This is a genomic window from Amycolatopsis azurea DSM 43854 (assembly GCF_001995215.1).
Lineage (GTDB): Bacteria > Actinomycetota > Actinomycetes > Mycobacteriales > Pseudonocardiaceae > Amycolatopsis > Amycolatopsis azurea.
Window position 1 is genome coordinate 139,899 of record NZ_MUXN01000022.1, and the last position, 13,078, is coordinate 152,976.

General features: G+C 69.7%; 14 protein-coding genes. 6 read left to right on the top strand and 8 right to left on the bottom strand.

Translation table 11 applies throughout. The features are described from left to right. Positions 1-18 precede the first annotated feature (18 nt). Entirely contained in the window at positions 19-1,017 is a 999-nt protein-coding gene (locus tag B0293_RS27900; protein ID WP_005154787.1) for an SGNH/GDSL hydrolase family protein, read from the bottom strand. Positions 1,018-1,139: 122 nt separating this feature from the next. Here B0293_RS27900 and B0293_RS27905 point away from each other — a divergent pair, with 122 nt between their 5' ends. Both B0293_RS27905 and B0293_RS27910 read left to right on the top strand, forming a co-directional pair. Next, entirely contained in the window at positions 1,140-1,715 is a 576-nt protein-coding gene (locus B0293_RS27905; RefSeq protein WP_456061844.1) for a TetR/AcrR family transcriptional regulator, read from the top strand. A gap of 102 nt (positions 1,716-1,817) precedes the next feature. Next, positions 1,818-2,507, top strand: coding sequence for a hypothetical protein (locus B0293_RS27910; protein ID WP_005154789.1), 690 nt, complete (start codon positions 1,818-1,820; stop codon positions 2,505-2,507). A gap of 59 nt (positions 2,508-2,566) precedes the next feature. On the opposite strand, the gene B0293_RS27915 is transcribed toward B0293_RS27910, so the two are convergent. Genes B0293_RS27915 through B0293_RS27945 form a run of 7 tightly spaced genes read right to left on the bottom strand, consistent with a single transcriptional unit; the run spans position 2,567 to position 9,888 of the window. Beyond that, complete coding sequence (locus B0293_RS27915) at positions 2,567-2,938, bottom strand: allophanate hydrolase-related protein (protein ID WP_005154790.1); 372 nt, start codon at positions 2,936-2,938, stop codon at positions 2,567-2,569. Further along, positions 2,929-4,371, bottom strand: a complete 1,443-nt coding sequence (locus tag B0293_RS27920) for an NCS2 family permease (RefSeq protein ID WP_005154791.1) — start codon at positions 4,369-4,371, stop codon at positions 2,929-2,931. Before B0293_RS27920 ends, B0293_RS27915 begins: the two co-directional genes overlap by 10 nt. A 33-nt stretch (positions 4,372-4,404) precedes the next feature. Beyond that, positions 4,405-4,899 (bottom strand): nucleoside deaminase, encoded by a 495-nt coding sequence (locus B0293_RS27925; RefSeq protein ID WP_005154793.1) that lies wholly within the window; start codon positions 4,897-4,899, stop codon positions 4,405-4,407. A 33-nt stretch (positions 4,900-4,932) separates the two neighbouring features. Beyond that, positions 4,933-7,215, bottom strand: coding sequence for a xanthine dehydrogenase subunit D (gene pucD / locus B0293_RS27930; RefSeq protein WP_005154796.1), 2,283 nt, complete (start codon positions 7,213-7,215; stop codon positions 4,933-4,935). Continuing rightward, positions 7,212-8,561, bottom strand: coding sequence for an 8-oxoguanine deaminase (locus B0293_RS27935; RefSeq protein WP_005154799.1), 1,350 nt, complete (start codon positions 8,559-8,561; stop codon positions 7,212-7,214). The genes pucD and B0293_RS27935 overlap by 4 nt, the downstream gene beginning before the upstream one ends. Beyond that, entirely contained in the window at positions 8,558-9,028 is a 471-nt protein-coding gene (locus B0293_RS27940) for a (2Fe-2S)-binding protein (protein ID WP_005154801.1), read from the bottom strand. The genes B0293_RS27935 and B0293_RS27940 overlap by 4 nt, the downstream gene beginning before the upstream one ends. Further along, on the bottom strand, positions 9,019-9,888 hold the full coding sequence (locus B0293_RS27945; RefSeq protein WP_005154803.1) for an FAD binding domain-containing protein: 870 nt from the start codon (positions 9,886-9,888) through the stop codon (positions 9,019-9,021). The genes B0293_RS27940 and B0293_RS27945 overlap by 10 nt, the downstream gene beginning before the upstream one ends. 136 nt (positions 9,889-10,024) lie before the next feature. Here B0293_RS27945 and B0293_RS27950 point away from each other — a divergent pair, with 136 nt between their 5' ends. The 4 genes from B0293_RS27950 to B0293_RS27965 are packed head-to-tail and all read left to right on the top strand — an operon-like array spanning position 10,025 to position 13,077. Beyond that, positions 10,025-11,446, top strand: coding sequence for a PucR family transcriptional regulator (locus B0293_RS27950; protein ID WP_039916793.1), 1,422 nt, complete (start codon positions 10,025-10,027; stop codon positions 11,444-11,446). A gap of 1 nt (position 11,447) precedes the next feature. After that, positions 11,448-11,930 carry a MarR family winged helix-turn-helix transcriptional regulator gene (locus B0293_RS27955; RefSeq protein WP_005154806.1) on the top strand — a complete coding sequence of 161 codons (483 nt, stop codon included), beginning with the start codon at positions 11,448-11,450 and terminating at the stop codon, positions 11,928-11,930. Positions 11,931-11,966: 36 nt separating this feature from the next. Next, on the top strand, positions 11,967-12,569 hold the full coding sequence (locus tag B0293_RS27960) for a DsbA family protein (protein ID WP_005154807.1): 603 nt from the start codon (positions 11,967-11,969) through the stop codon (positions 12,567-12,569). A 10-nt stretch (positions 12,570-12,579) separates the two neighbouring features. Further along, positions 12,580-13,077 carry a GNAT family N-acetyltransferase gene (locus tag B0293_RS27965; protein WP_039916796.1) on the top strand — a complete coding sequence of 166 codons (498 nt, stop codon included), beginning with the start codon at positions 12,580-12,582 and terminating at the stop codon, positions 13,075-13,077. Position 13,078: the final 1 nt, after the last annotated feature.

The window sequence follows — 13,078 nt, forward strand, 5'->3', positions numbered from 1 at the left end:
CCAAGGGTTGAGGGGCGGCTAGGACCGGGGCACAAGTCCGGCCGCGGCGGCCTTGCGCTGGAGTTCGGCCGGAGTGCTCGCGTTCCGCGCGTCGGGCGACTTCGTGGACGCGGCGGCGGTGCCGCCCAGCGCCTTGAAGATCAGGTCGGCTTCGGCCTTCATCCCGGCGGCGTACGGGTGGTAGGCCACCGCGCGGAACAGGTTGGTGTCCTTGCCGCTCACCCAAGCCGCGTCGCCTGAGCAGGCGTCGTGACCGCTGCTGGGCCCATAGGTGTCGACGTAGCGGGCGCCCTGTTTCCGGGCGGCGGTCGAGACGGCCTTGTTGAGCGCGCGCTCGACCTCGTCGGCCCAGGCGTAGTCGCCGTCCGCGAACGGGAGGACGCTGGGGCAATAGCCCTTCGACGGCGTGATCCGCGGATACCCGACCAGCACGATGGTCGCCGCCGGCGAACGCTCCCGGACACCCTTGACCACGCGTTCGAGGTTCCGCTCGGTGTTCTTGAGCGCGGCGAGCAGGGTGTCCGTGCCGTTGATCGTGAAGTGGTCCTTGCACGGCGAACCGGTCGGATCGTCGTCGCGCAGACCGGGGCAGGTTCCGATCAGGCTGCCGAAGACGCCGTAGTCGTTGCCGCCGATGCCGATCGTCACCAGGTCGGTGTCCAGGGTCAGCGCGTCGAACTGCGCCGGCGCCGACCCGAGCGCGAGACTCGGCGAGGGAACCGTCTGCGGGCTGAGCATGTTCGTGGTGTCCGCCGACGAGCAGCTGACGTCGGTGAACGCGCCGGACTTGTAGTAGAGCCCGAGCTTGGTGGCAAGCCAGGCCGGGTAGTTGTTGTTCGACCGGAAGCACCAGCTCGCCTGCTGCCACGGGATCAGCGGACCCGCGGTGTAGGAGTCGCCGAGCGCGACGTACTTGCGGAACGACGGGGTCTCGGCGGCGCTCGCCGGTACCCCCAAACTCGCTAGTGAGAAGACCGCCAGCAGCGTGGCGAGGACAAGTCGGGTGGTGCGGCGCATGGCGACCTCGTGATCCGTCGTTGGACTACCGGCCGATCCTGACAAGTTCCCACCTCCGTCCACAATAGAAGTGAGCATCTTTCACGTTTCAGGGGTTAGATAGAACGCTCTATCATGGGGACGTGACTGGAACGCGGGAACGCATCGTGAACGCCGGCGCCGAGCTGCTCCGGCGGAACGGGTACACCGGCACCGGTGTGAAGCAGATCGTCGAGGCCGCGAACGCGCCCTTCGGCTCGCTCTACCACTTCTTCCCCGGTGGCAAGGAGCAACTCGGCGAGGAGGTCATCCGCACCTCCGGGATGATGTACCTCGCGCTGTTCGAGATCTTCTTCGCCGACGAGCCGGACCTGATCCACGGGATCGAAGCGGCCTTCGCCGGCGCCGCCGACACGCTCGTGGCGACCGACTACGCCGACGCGTGCCCCATCGCGACGGTCGCGCTGGAGGTCGCCAGCACCAACGAGAAGCTGCGGATCGCGACGGCCGACGTCTTCACGGCGTGGATCGAGACCGGCGCCGAGAAGCTGGGCAAGTACGGCCTCGGCCCCGCGGCCGCCCGGCGGCTCACGATCGCCTTGGTGAACAGCCTCGAAGGGGCGTTCGTGCTGAGCCGATCGCTGCGTGACACCGAGTCGCTCGAGATCGCGGGGGCGTCGACGGTCGCCTTGGCGCGCACGCTGCTCCCCGACGCGTGAAGCACCGACGGCCGGTTGCTGAACACCGGGATTTCCCCGCAACGGGCAACGACTTCCGGCCGACCTAGCGGTCGTCAACTCCGGAATGCCTTTGGGGAGCACATGATCATCAGGAAGCTCGTGATCAGCACCATCGCCGCGGCCGCGCTGCTCACCGCGGGCGCGGTGCCCGCCACCGCCGCCGAGGTCCAGCCGTCCACCCTCACCACGTCCACCAGCAGCACCAAGATCGACGCCGGGAAGACCGTCACGATCTCCGGGAAGCTCACCAAGTCCGACGCGACCCCGATCGCGGGCGCCGAGGTGGGCATCTCCTTCTGCTTCAACGGCTTCTGCGGCGAGGCCCAGGCGAAGCCGGTCACCGACGCGACCGGCGCGTACACCGCGACGCTGTCCCCGATCCGCACCGGCAACTACCACGCGGACTTCTTCTCCACCGACCCGGCGATCGCGAACTCGCGCGCCGACACCCCGAAGATCGTCGTGCTCCACCCGGCGAAGATCACGTCGTTCGCGGCGGGCCGGAACGCGGCCAAAGCCGTGACCGGCGCCGGCACGATCGACTTCCCCGGCCGGTACACCGCGAACCCGATCCCGGTCGAACTCCAGTACTTCTCGTTCGGTGACTACCGCTGGACCACGGCGGCGACGGTCGACGCCACCTGGAACGGCACCACCTGGGCCTTCTCGGCCTCGGCCGAGCACCGCAAACCCGGCGTCTGGCGGGCCTTCTACGCGGGCGCGCCCGAAATGTTCCACGCGGCGGCGAGCGACCTCGTCTTCGTGCTCTGACGTTCCGTGAAGGACTCCTTGAGGGACCCTGGGTCCCTCAAGGAGTCCTTCACGGACAGCTAGCGGGACGCCAGGTAGGCCCGCCAGTCACCGACGGAGGTGATGTCGGTCAGCCCGGGCGAGTCCGCAAAGGACGGACGCAGGACCGTGGCGAGGCAGGCCGCGCCGTCCTCCAGTTCGACGACGCCCAGCTCCAGTTCCGGCGGTTCCGCGGGGACGAGGTGGTCCCGCAACACCGCCAGCGGCAGGTCGTAGACCTCCCCGACCACGGATCCGGAACCGCCTTCGTACATCGCCGGGAACCGGTCGCCCACGGAGAAGTAGTGGTACTTCGGCGCGGACCGGGCCACGCAGCACAGCGGCGCGCCCTGCAGCTGTTCGTGCAGCGGACCGCCGCGCATCCCGCCGCCGTTGAGGAACATCAGAACCACGACATGATCCCTTCGATCCCGAAGTACACCCCGAACACCGCGGCCAGGATCCCGAGGATCCAGCCGATGTCACGGATCTTGCCCTTGCAGATCTTGATCAGCACATAGGCGACCAGCCCGGCGCCGATCCCATTGGTGATCGAGTAGGTGAACGGGATCAACGCGATGGTCAGGAACACCGGGATCGCGAAATCCAGGTCCCGCCAGGGGATCCGCGCGCACTGGGCCATCATCATCCCGCCGATGACCACCAGCGCGGGCGCCGCGGCCTGCGCCGGGACGACGGCCGCGATCGGCGTCAGGAACAGCGTCGCGGTGAACAACCCGCCGGTGACGATGCTCGCCAGCCCGGTCCGCGCGCCTTCGCCGACACCGGCGGCCGATTCGAGGAACACCGTGTTCGGGGCCGAACCGGTCACGCCGCCCGCGAGTGCGCCGGCGCCGTCGACCAGCAGGATGCGGCCCATCCCCTCGACCTTGCCGTCCTTGGTCAGCCCCGCCTCCTCGGAGACGCTGGTGATCGTGCCCATCGCGTCGAAGAACCCGGAAAGCACCAGCGTGAACAGGAAGACCGCCGCCGTCACCGCGCCCGCCGACCCGAAGCCGCCGAAGAGATCGATGTCGCCCAGCAGGCTGAAGTCGGGATGCGCGACGACCTGATCGGGCACCTTGGGCTCGACCAGTCCCCAGCCTTCGACGTGGAAAACGCTGTTGACCAGCACCGCGAGCCCGGTCGCGACGGCGATGCTGATCAGCACGGCGCCCGGCACGCCGCGGCTCACGAGCACGATCATCAGCAGCAGACCGAGGCAGAAGATCGCGATCGGCCAGCCTTCGAGGTGGCCGCCGATCCCCATCCGGACCGGCACCGTCGACTGGGCCGAGTCCGGTGTCCGCGTGACGAATCCGGCGCTGACGAGCCCGACCAGCGCGATGTAGAGCCCGATGCCGACGGTGATCGCGACCTTCAGCGGCATCGGGATCGCGTTGATGATCCGTTCCCGGATCCCGGAAACGGCCATGAACACGATGCAGACGCCTTCGAGGACGACGAGCCCGAAGGCCTGCGCCCACGTCATGGTCGGCGCCATCTGGAACGCGACGACACCGTTGACACCGAGACCGGCGGCGAGCGCCAGCGGCGCGTTGCCCACGAGTCCCATCAGGATCGTGGTGACACCGGCGGCCAGCGCGGTCGCGGTCGTGATCGCCTCGGTGGTCAGCTTCGCGCCGGTGATGTCGGCCGACGCGCCGAGGATGAGCGGGTTGAGCAACACGATGTAACACATCGCGACGAACGTGGTGATCCCGCCGCGCACTTCGCGGCCGATCGTGCTGCCGCGGTGGGAGATCTTGAACCAGCGGTCGAGCCCGGACAGCCGCCTCGGCTCGGACGAGGGCAGGTGGGGACGCTCTGTACCTAATTGGGTCATGCCTACTCCACAACGTTGTGGGGCGGGAAGAGACTAGTAGGCCTTCTTGTCGGGTTTCGACAGCCAGGCTTGGAAAGGCGCGAAGGAGTCCGGAAGGGACAGTTGGCCGACGGGTAGCGACCAGGTCTCGCGCGGGCGGGAAAAGAGCTCGTAGAACTCGCGGTCGTCGAAGCCCGCCTCGGCCGCGTCATGGCGGTCCGCGGCGTAGACGACCTTGCCGACACGCGCCCAGAGCGCGGCGGAAAGGCAGAGCGGGCAGGGCTCGCAGGAGGTGACGAGGACGCAGCCGTCCAGCTTGTAGTCGCCGATCGCCTGGCAGGCCGCGCGGATCGCGACGACCTCGGCGTGCGCCGTCGGGTCCAGCGTCGGCGTCACCTGGTTGGTCCCGGTGGCCAGCACCGAACCGTCGCGGACGATCATCGCGCCGAACGGGCCGCCCCCGCGTTCGACGTTCGTGGTGGCCAGCTGGACGGCTTCGGCGAGCCATTTCTGCTCGTCGGACTCCGAAATGGACAGACGGGTACCCACGGATGTGCTCCTAGCTCGAAAAAGTACGGGTTGTCAGGTGCCGGTGAGGTGTTCGGGACGCACCGGGACCCGGGGCAGCGCCAGCCCGGTGGCCGCGCGGATGGCCGCGACGATCGCCGGGGTGGACGAGATCGTCGGCGGTTCGCCGACCCCGCGCAGACCGTACGGCGCGTTGGGGTCGGGCCGCTCCAGGACGTCGATGTCCATCGGCGGCATGTCCAGCACGGTCGGGATCAGGTAGTCGGTGAACGACGGGTTGCGGATCTTCCCGTCCACGGTCTGGATCTCCTCCATCACCGCGAGCCCGAGGCCCTGCGCGGAGCCGCCCTGGATCTGGCCGAGCACCGCCTGCGGGTTGAGCGCCTTGCCGACGTCCTGCGCGCAGTCGAGCGCGACGACCTTGATCAGCCCGAGTTCGGTGTCGACGTCCACGACCGCGCGGTGTGCCGCGAAACCGTACTGGACGTGCGCGTTCCCTTGTCCTGTCTCGGGATCGATGGGCGTCGTCGGCCGGTGACGCCATTCGACGGTCTCGTCGAAGATCTCGTCGCCGAGGACGTCGGCGAGGTCCGCCAGCACGCTGCCGTCGGCCGAGACGACCTTGTTCGCGACGACCTTCAGCTTGCCGTCGGCGGCGAGTTTGCCCGCCAGGTGCTTGTGCAGCCAGGAGCGGACCGCGACGCAGGCGGCCTGGACGGCGCCGCCGGTGACGTAGCTCTGCCGGGAGGCCGACGTCGAACCGCCGTTGCCGATGTTGGTGTCCATCGGCAGGATCGTCACCTGCTCGATGCCGAGTTCGGTCCGGACGATCTGCTGCATGATCGTCACCAGGCCCTGGCCGACCTCGCACGCGGCGGTGTGCACGGTCGCCGCGGGTTCGCCGCCGACGAGCTGCAGCCGCACGCGGGCCGTCGAATAGTCGTCGAAACCCTCGGAGAAGCAGATGTTCTTGATCCCGACCGCGTACCCGACGCCCCGGACGACACCCTCGCCGTGCGTGGTGTTGGAGACGCCGCCGGGCATCCGGCGCAGGTCCAGCTCCTCGTGCGTGACCGGCAACGGCTTGGCACGCAGGCGTTCCAGCAGTTCGGCCACCGGCGCGGCCGAGTCGACGATCTGCCCGGTGGGCATGACGCTGCCCTCGGCCATGGCGTTGCGGATCCGGATGTCGACCGGGTCGATGCCGCACGCTTCGGCGAGTTTGTCCATTTGGGACTCGTAGGCGAAGCCCGCCTGCACCGCGCCGAAGCCGCGCATCGCACCGCAGGGCGGGTTGTTGGTGTACACGCCCCAGCAGTCGACCGAAGCACTGTCCACATTATACGGACCGACGCCGAGCGTGGCGGCGTTCGCGACCACCGCGCCGGTGGACGAGGCGTACGCGCCGCCGTCCAGGTACAGCTTCGCCCTCACATAGACGAGCCTGCCGTCCTTGTCCGCGCCGTGCTCGTAGTACATCTTCGCCGGGTGGCGGTGCACGTGGCCGTAGAAGGATTCCTCGCGGTTGTAGACCATCTTGACCGGCTTGCCGGTGTGCAGCGCCAGCAGGCACGCGTGCACCTGGATCGAGAGGTCCTCGCGGCCACCGAACGCGCCGCCGACCCCGCCGAGCGTCAGCCGCACCTTGTCCTTGGGCAGGCCCAGCGCGGCGACGATCTGCTGCTGGTCGACGTGCAGCCATTGCGTGGCCACGTAAAGGTCGACGCCGCCTTCGGTGTCCGGGATCGCCATGCCGGACTCGGGCCCGAGGAAGGCCTGGTCCTGCATGCCGACCTCGTAGACGCCGGACACCACGACGTCGGCCTTCACCGACTGGTCGCCGTGGCGGATCTTGGCGTACCGAACGACATTCCCACCGGGGTGCAGCTCCGCGCCCTCGCCGGCGACGGCCTTCTCGGAGTCCGTCACCGGTTCGAGAACCTCGTACGAGACCTTGATCCGCTTCATGGCGCGGCGCGCGGTCTCGGGATGGTCCGCGGCGACGAGCGCGACGGGCTCGCCCTGGTAGCGCACGACGTCGACGGCGAGCACCGGCTGGTCGGCGTGCTCCAGGCCGTACTTGTTCACGCCGGGCACGTCTTCGTGCGTCAGCACCGCGTAGACCCCTTGCACGGCAAGGGCGTCGGTGATGTCGACGCCGGTGATCCGCGCGTACGGATGCGGACTGCGCAGCGTCGCGCCCCACAGCATGTCCTCGTGCCACAGGTCCGAGGAGTACGCGAACTCGCCGCGCACCTTGACCGTGCCGTCCGGGCGCAGCGGGCTCGTCCCCACCCCGTTTTCAGTGGTCCGTGTGGAGACTTCAGTGGTGGTCATACCGTCTCCCTCAGCCGCGCACCGGCCACGGCCAGCTCGCGGGCGATCTCGTCTTCGGATTCCTCGCGCAGGGTCCCGCCGGTCACCACGGTGGCGCCGCCCACGAAGAGCCGCTCGACCGGCGGGGTCGCGCCGAGCACCAGTGCGGCGACCGGGTCGATGATCCCGGCGTAGTTCAGGCCGTTCAGGTTCCAGACCGCGAGGTCGGCGAGCTTGCCGACCTCGATCGAGCCGAGGTCCTTTTCCCTGCCCAGGCAGCGTGCGCCGCCCATCGTGCCCATCCACAGCGCCTCGCGGGTGGTCAGCGCACGCGGCCCGCCGCGCTGCCGTGCTTGCAGCAGCGACTGGTGCAGTTCCTCGCCGAGGCCGCCGGATTCGTTGGAGGCGGCGCCGTCGACGCCGAGCCCGACCGCGACGCCCGCGTCGAGCAGTTGCCGGACCGGGGCGATCCCCGCGCCGATCCGCCCGTTGGACGTCGGGCAGTGCGCCGCTCCCGTGCCCGTGGCGCCCATCCGCCGGATCGCTTCCGGGGCGAGGTGGATCGAGTGCGCGAGCCAGACGTCTTCAGCGAGCCAGCCGAGCTTGTCGGCGTACTCGGCCGGGGTGCAGCCGACTTCGGCGAGGCATTGCTTTTCCTCGTCGATCGTCTCGGCGAGATGCGTGTGGAGGCGGATTCCCTTGCGGCGCGCCAATTCCGCGGCCCCGGTCATCAGCCGCTCGCTCACCGAGAACGGCGAGCACGGACCAGCGGCGATCTGCAGATGAGCACCGGCCGAGGTGTCGTGGAACCGGTCGATCGCGGCCTCGGTGCCGAGCAGCGCGGCCTCGGTCTCCTCGACGAGGTTGTCCGGCGGGAGCCCGCCCTGCGATTCGCCGCGGTCCATCGAGCCGCGGACGACGTGCAGCCGCACGCCGACCCGGATCCGGGCGGCGGCGAGGGCTTCGACCTGGTCTCCGCCGTCACGCGGGAAGACGTAGTGATGGTCGGCGACGGTCGTGCAGCCGGTGGTCGCGAGCCGCGCGAGCCCGGCGGTGGCCGCCGCGTGCGTGATTTCGGCGTCGAGCCTGCCCCAGATCGGGTACAGCGCGACGAGCCATTCGAACAGCGTGTGGTCGGCGGCGAGGCCGCGCGTGGCCCACTGGTAGAGGTGGTGGTGGGTGTTGATCAGACCGGGGGTGACCAGGCAGCCGGAGCCGTCGACGCGTTCGTCGTAGTCACCATAGGGTGCCTTTCCCGCACCGACCGCCGTGATGCGGTCGTTCTCGACGACGACGTGCCCCGAGGCGTGCTCGGCGCCCGCGCCGTCGACGGTCGCGATCGCCGCGTTCTCGATGACGGTCTTCACGGCGTCTCCCCCCTGGTCGCGGCCAGCCGGACGGCGTCGAGGATCTTCTCGTATCCGGTGCACCGGCACAGGTTCCCCGCCAACGCCTCGCGGATCTCCTCGTCGGCGGGGTTCTCGACCCGGTTGAGCAGATCGTGCGCGGCCACCACGAGGCCGGGCGTGCAGAAGCCACATTGGACGGCACCCGCGTCCACAAAGGACTGCTGGACACGGTCCAGCTTGTCGCCCTCGGCGAGTCCTTCGACCGTGCGGACCTCGCGGCCCTCGACCTGACCGGCCGCGACCAGGCACGAACACACCGGGACCTCGTCGAGGTACACCGTGCAGGAACCGCATTCGCCCTGCTCACAGGCGTTCTTGGAGCCCGGGAGGCCGAGCCGTTCCCGGAGCACGTAGAGCAGGCTCTCGCCCTCCCAGACGTCGTCGGCCTGGCGGGACTCGCCGTTGATCGTCACGTTCACGCGCACTCGCGTTCACCCTTCTGGAAGTCGTTCCACGCCCAGGTCAGCGTGCGCCGCGCCAGGACGGACAACGCGTGCTTGCGGTAGTCGGCGCTGCCGCGGACGTCGTCGATCGGCGACGCCGCCTCCGACACCAGCTCCCCGAACCGGCGTTTGACCGAATCCGTGACGGACGCCTTGGTGGACCAGGGAAGTTCGGCGGAGAGGAATTCTTCGGCCGCGCTCGCCCGGCGCGGGGTCGGGGCCGCGGAGCCGACGGCCGCGCGGATCTCGCGGGTGTCCAGGTGCAGGGCCAGCGCGAACGAGCAGACCGCGATGACCATCGCGTTGCGCGTCCCGACCTTGGCGAACTGCTGCGGCCCGGCCTCGGCGGGCAGGTGCACCGCGGTGATCAGCTCGTCGGGTTCGAGGGCGTTGCGTTTGACGCCGAGGTAGAACTCCTCGGCCGGGATCCTCCGCGTCCCGCGTACCGACGCGGCCTCGACCTCGGCGCCGAGCACGAGCAGCACAGGGTGCGTGTCACCGGCGGGCGAAGCGGCGCCCAGGTTCCCGCCGACGGTGCCGCGGTTGCGGATCTGCGGCGACCCGACGGTGCGCGAGGCCATCGCCAACGCGGGCAGAACTTCACCCAGCTCAGCGATCACCCGAACGTAGGGCACGGACGCGCCGAGCCGGATCATGCCGTCGGCTTCGCTCCACTCGGCGAGTTCCGTGACACGGTTCAGGTCGAGCAGCGCGCCGGGGCGTCGGTGGTCGAAATTGAGCTCCACCATGACGTCCGTGCCGCCCGCGATGGGTACCGCGTCGGGCCGCTCGGCCTTGACGGCGAGCGCCTCGGTCAGCGAGCTGGGGCGCAGGAAATCCACTCTCGGGCTCCTCGGTTCGGTGGAGTGCTGTGACGGCTGACTCAGTAGACGCCCTGCCCCGGTATGGCGGCAACGGTGCCGAAGCATGAAATCTCCCCAGCACGGGCCGGTCGTTTTGTGGTTTCCTACAAACCTGATGACGACCGTGAAAGCTCTGCTGGCGCTACCCGGGCTGCGCTTGCGTGTGCGCGCCGGGACGGCGCTGCTCGACCGTCCGGTGTCCCGGGTCTATGTCACCGAACTGCCCAATCCCGGGCGGTACGTGTCGGCGGGCGAACTCGTCGTGAGCGGGCTGCTGTGGTGGCGTGGGCCGGGTGATTCCGAGGGTTTCGTCGCCGAACTGGTGAAGGCCGGGGCCGCGGCGCTGGCGGCATCCGGAGCGGATTCCGACGGGATTCCCGAAGACCTCGTCGAAGCCTGCACGCGACACGGGATTCCGTTGCTGGAGGTGCCGACGGATCTGTCGTTCTCGGTCGTCACCGAACGCGTCGTGCTGGCGTTGGCCGCGGCCGCGGAAGGCGCTCGCAAACGTTTGCTTTCAGCGGCGACGGAAGACGCGTCGGTGGAAACGCTGCTGGAGCGGGCACGGGCCGAGATCGGCCTCCCCTGCTGGGTGGTGCCCGCGGGCACGCCGTCGGATCTGGTGCGGCGCTTCGTCGCCGCGGGTGGACGGTCCCTGGAGGCGGACGACGTCTCCGTCCGGCCGGTCGGCGGCAGGCACGCGCTGCCGTGGCTGCTCGCGATCGGTGGCCCGCTGACCGCCGCCCAGGCGGAGATCGCCGAAGAACTCGCCGGGCTGATCGGGCTCGCGCGCACGCGGGCGGACGAGGTCCGCGCGGTCACCGACAGGGTGCTCGAACCGCTGCTCGCCGCGCTCGACGAGGGAAGCGATCCGCACGCGGCGCTGACCGCGACCGGGCTGCGCGGCGATCTGCGCGTCGTCGTCGCCCGTACCGAAGGATCCGAGGCGGCTCGCGGGATCCTGACCGAGCTGCTCCCACCCGGCGCCCTCGTCGGGCCCGCCGGGGAGACGACCTGGGCGCTGGCCGAAGACGACGGCGAGTGGCCGGAGGACTGGCCCGCCACGGCGACCGCCGCACTGTCCACAGTGGAGGCCCTGTTGCCGTGCCGCCGCGTGCTGATCGGGGTCAGCGATCGCTCCCCGGTTTCGGTGCTGCGGGGCGCGAAAGAGGTCGCGCGCTACGCGCTGGCCGTGGCGACGGAACGGCCGGGCACGATCGAGGTCGTCCCCGGCGGCGAGATCGGCATGCACCGGCTGCTGCTGGCCGGCGCGCCCGACGACCTCCGGGCGGCGTTGCGGCGGCGGGTGCTGGGCCCGCTGCTGAGTTACGACGCGGAACAGGGCACCGATCTGGTGCACACCCTGCGCGTCTTCCTCGAATGTTCCGGCTCGCCGACGCGGGCCGCGCGGGCGCTGCACGTCCACGTCAACACCTTGCGGTACCGGATCGGCCGGGCGAGCGAGCTGCTCGGCACCGATCTGACCGAGTTCACCGAACAGCTCGACGTCTATTTGGCCTTGTCGGCAGGGAGCTGAAATGGGCATCACCACGGCGAAGGAAGCCGCCTACGACCCGCGTGTGGTCGCTTTCGGGCGGATGATGGGCGCGGCGAACCGGCTCGAATACCTGCTCGGCCGCGCGCTGGAGACCGAATGCGGGATCTCGCATCTGATGTTCGAGGTCCTGCTGATCGTCGGCAGGGCGGGCGAGGCCGGGATGAGCATGCGCGCGATCGCGCAGGAGCAGGTGCTGACCACCGGCGGCGCGACCCGGCTGGTCGACCGGATGACGACGCTCGGCCTGGTCGTCCGGACGACCGATCCCGAAGACCGCCGCGTGCAACTCGTCCGGCTGACGGCGAAGGGCGAGGAGACGACCGTCCGGGCCGCGCTCGTCCACGTCGAGAACATCCAGCGGCTCTTCCTCGACCCGCTGCCCGCGGACCATCGCGAACGGTTCGCCCAGGACCTGCGGGCGCTGAGCCATTCCGCGCGTGACGCGCTCCCCCGGCTCCGCTAGGAATATCTGACTGGTCAGGCATCGTTGGGTGTCGTCATGAGGCTCATCTATGTCTTCGACGCGTACTGCGGCTGGTCCTACGGTTTCGCCAGGACCATGGCCGACGTCGCGCACCGGCATCCGGACCTGCCGGTCGAAGTGGTTTCCGGCGGTCTGTTCCTCGGCGGGCGGCGCGTGCCGATCCGGCAGTTCGGCTACGTCCAGGGAGCCAACGCCGAGATCACCCGCCGCACCGGGGCGCCCTTCGAGGAAAGCTACGAACGGCTCATCGCCGACGGCGAGTTCGTCATGGACTCCGAGGCCGCCGCCTGCGGGATGGCGGCGCTGCGCGAAGTCGCGCCGGACCGCGCGGTGCGGCTCGCGGCCTTGCTCCAGGAGGCGTTCTACCTCGACGGGCTGAGCCTGTCCGAGGTCTCGACGTATCGCGTGGTAGCGCAGCGGGCGGGTCTGGACGGGGACGCCGTCGAGGCCGCGCTGGACCGGGTTTCCGCGGCGGACGACTTCCGGCGGGCGCGGGAACTGGGCGTCACGGGGTATCCGACCCTGCTGGCCTCCATCGGGGACCAGGTCGTGACACTCGTCGCCGGGAACGCGAGCGCGGACGAAGTGGAGCGGCGGATCGGCGCGCTGGTTTCCTAAACTCGACGGCATGTCCTCCTCATCGGTGTTCCGGCCGGCGACCCCCGCGGACGCCGACGCCGTCGCGAAGATCTGGTACCACGGCTGGCAGGACGGCCATCTCGGCCATGTGCCCGACTCGCTCGTCCGGGTCCGCACGCGCGAATCGTTCTGGACGCGGGCGGCTCAGCGCGTCGCCGACACGACCGTCGCCGTGGTTCATGGCGAGATCGCGGGGTTCGTGATGGTCGTCGGCGAGGAGGTCGAGCAGGTCTACGTCTCGTCGGATCATCGCGGCAGCGGGGTGGCCGGGGCGTTGCTCACGGAGGCCGAACGGCTCGTTCGTGACGGCGGGCATTCCCGCGCTTGGCTCGCGGTGGCGCCGGGGAACACGCGGGCGCGGCGGTTCTACGAGCGGTGCGGGTGGGTCGACGACGGTTTGTTCGACAATCGGGCTTTCGGTCCGGATGAGCCGATTTCGGTGCCCTGTCATCGTTACGTGAAGGCGCTTCCGCATTTAGAGGACTAAT

Coding starts and splice junctions, on each gene's coding strand:
- B0293_RS27920 (WP_005154791.1), bottom strand. CDS start 4,371: ATGACCCAATTAGGTACAGAGCGTCCCCACCTGCCCTCGTCCGAGCCG.
- B0293_RS27955 (WP_005154806.1), top strand. CDS start 11,448: ATGGGCATCACCACGGCGAAGGAAGCCGCCTACGACCCGCGTGTGGTC.
- B0293_RS27960 (WP_005154807.1), top strand. CDS start 11,967: ATGAGGCTCATCTATGTCTTCGACGCGTACTGCGGCTGGTCCTACGGT.
- B0293_RS27910 (WP_005154789.1), top strand. CDS start 1,818: ATGATCATCAGGAAGCTCGTGATCAGCACCATCGCCGCGGCCGCGCTG.
- B0293_RS27950 (WP_039916793.1), top strand. CDS start 10,025: ATGACGACCGTGAAAGCTCTGCTGGCGCTACCCGGGCTGCGCTTGCGT.
- B0293_RS27965 (WP_039916796.1), top strand. CDS start 12,580: ATGTCCTCCTCATCGGTGTTCCGGCCGGCGACCCCCGCGGACGCCGAC.
- pucD (WP_005154796.1), bottom strand. CDS start 7,215: ATGACCACCACTGAAGTCTCCACACGGACCACTGAAAACGGGGTGGGG.
- B0293_RS27900 (WP_005154787.1), bottom strand. CDS start 1,017: ATGCGCCGCACCACCCGACTTGTCCTCGCCACGCTGCTGGCGGTCTTC.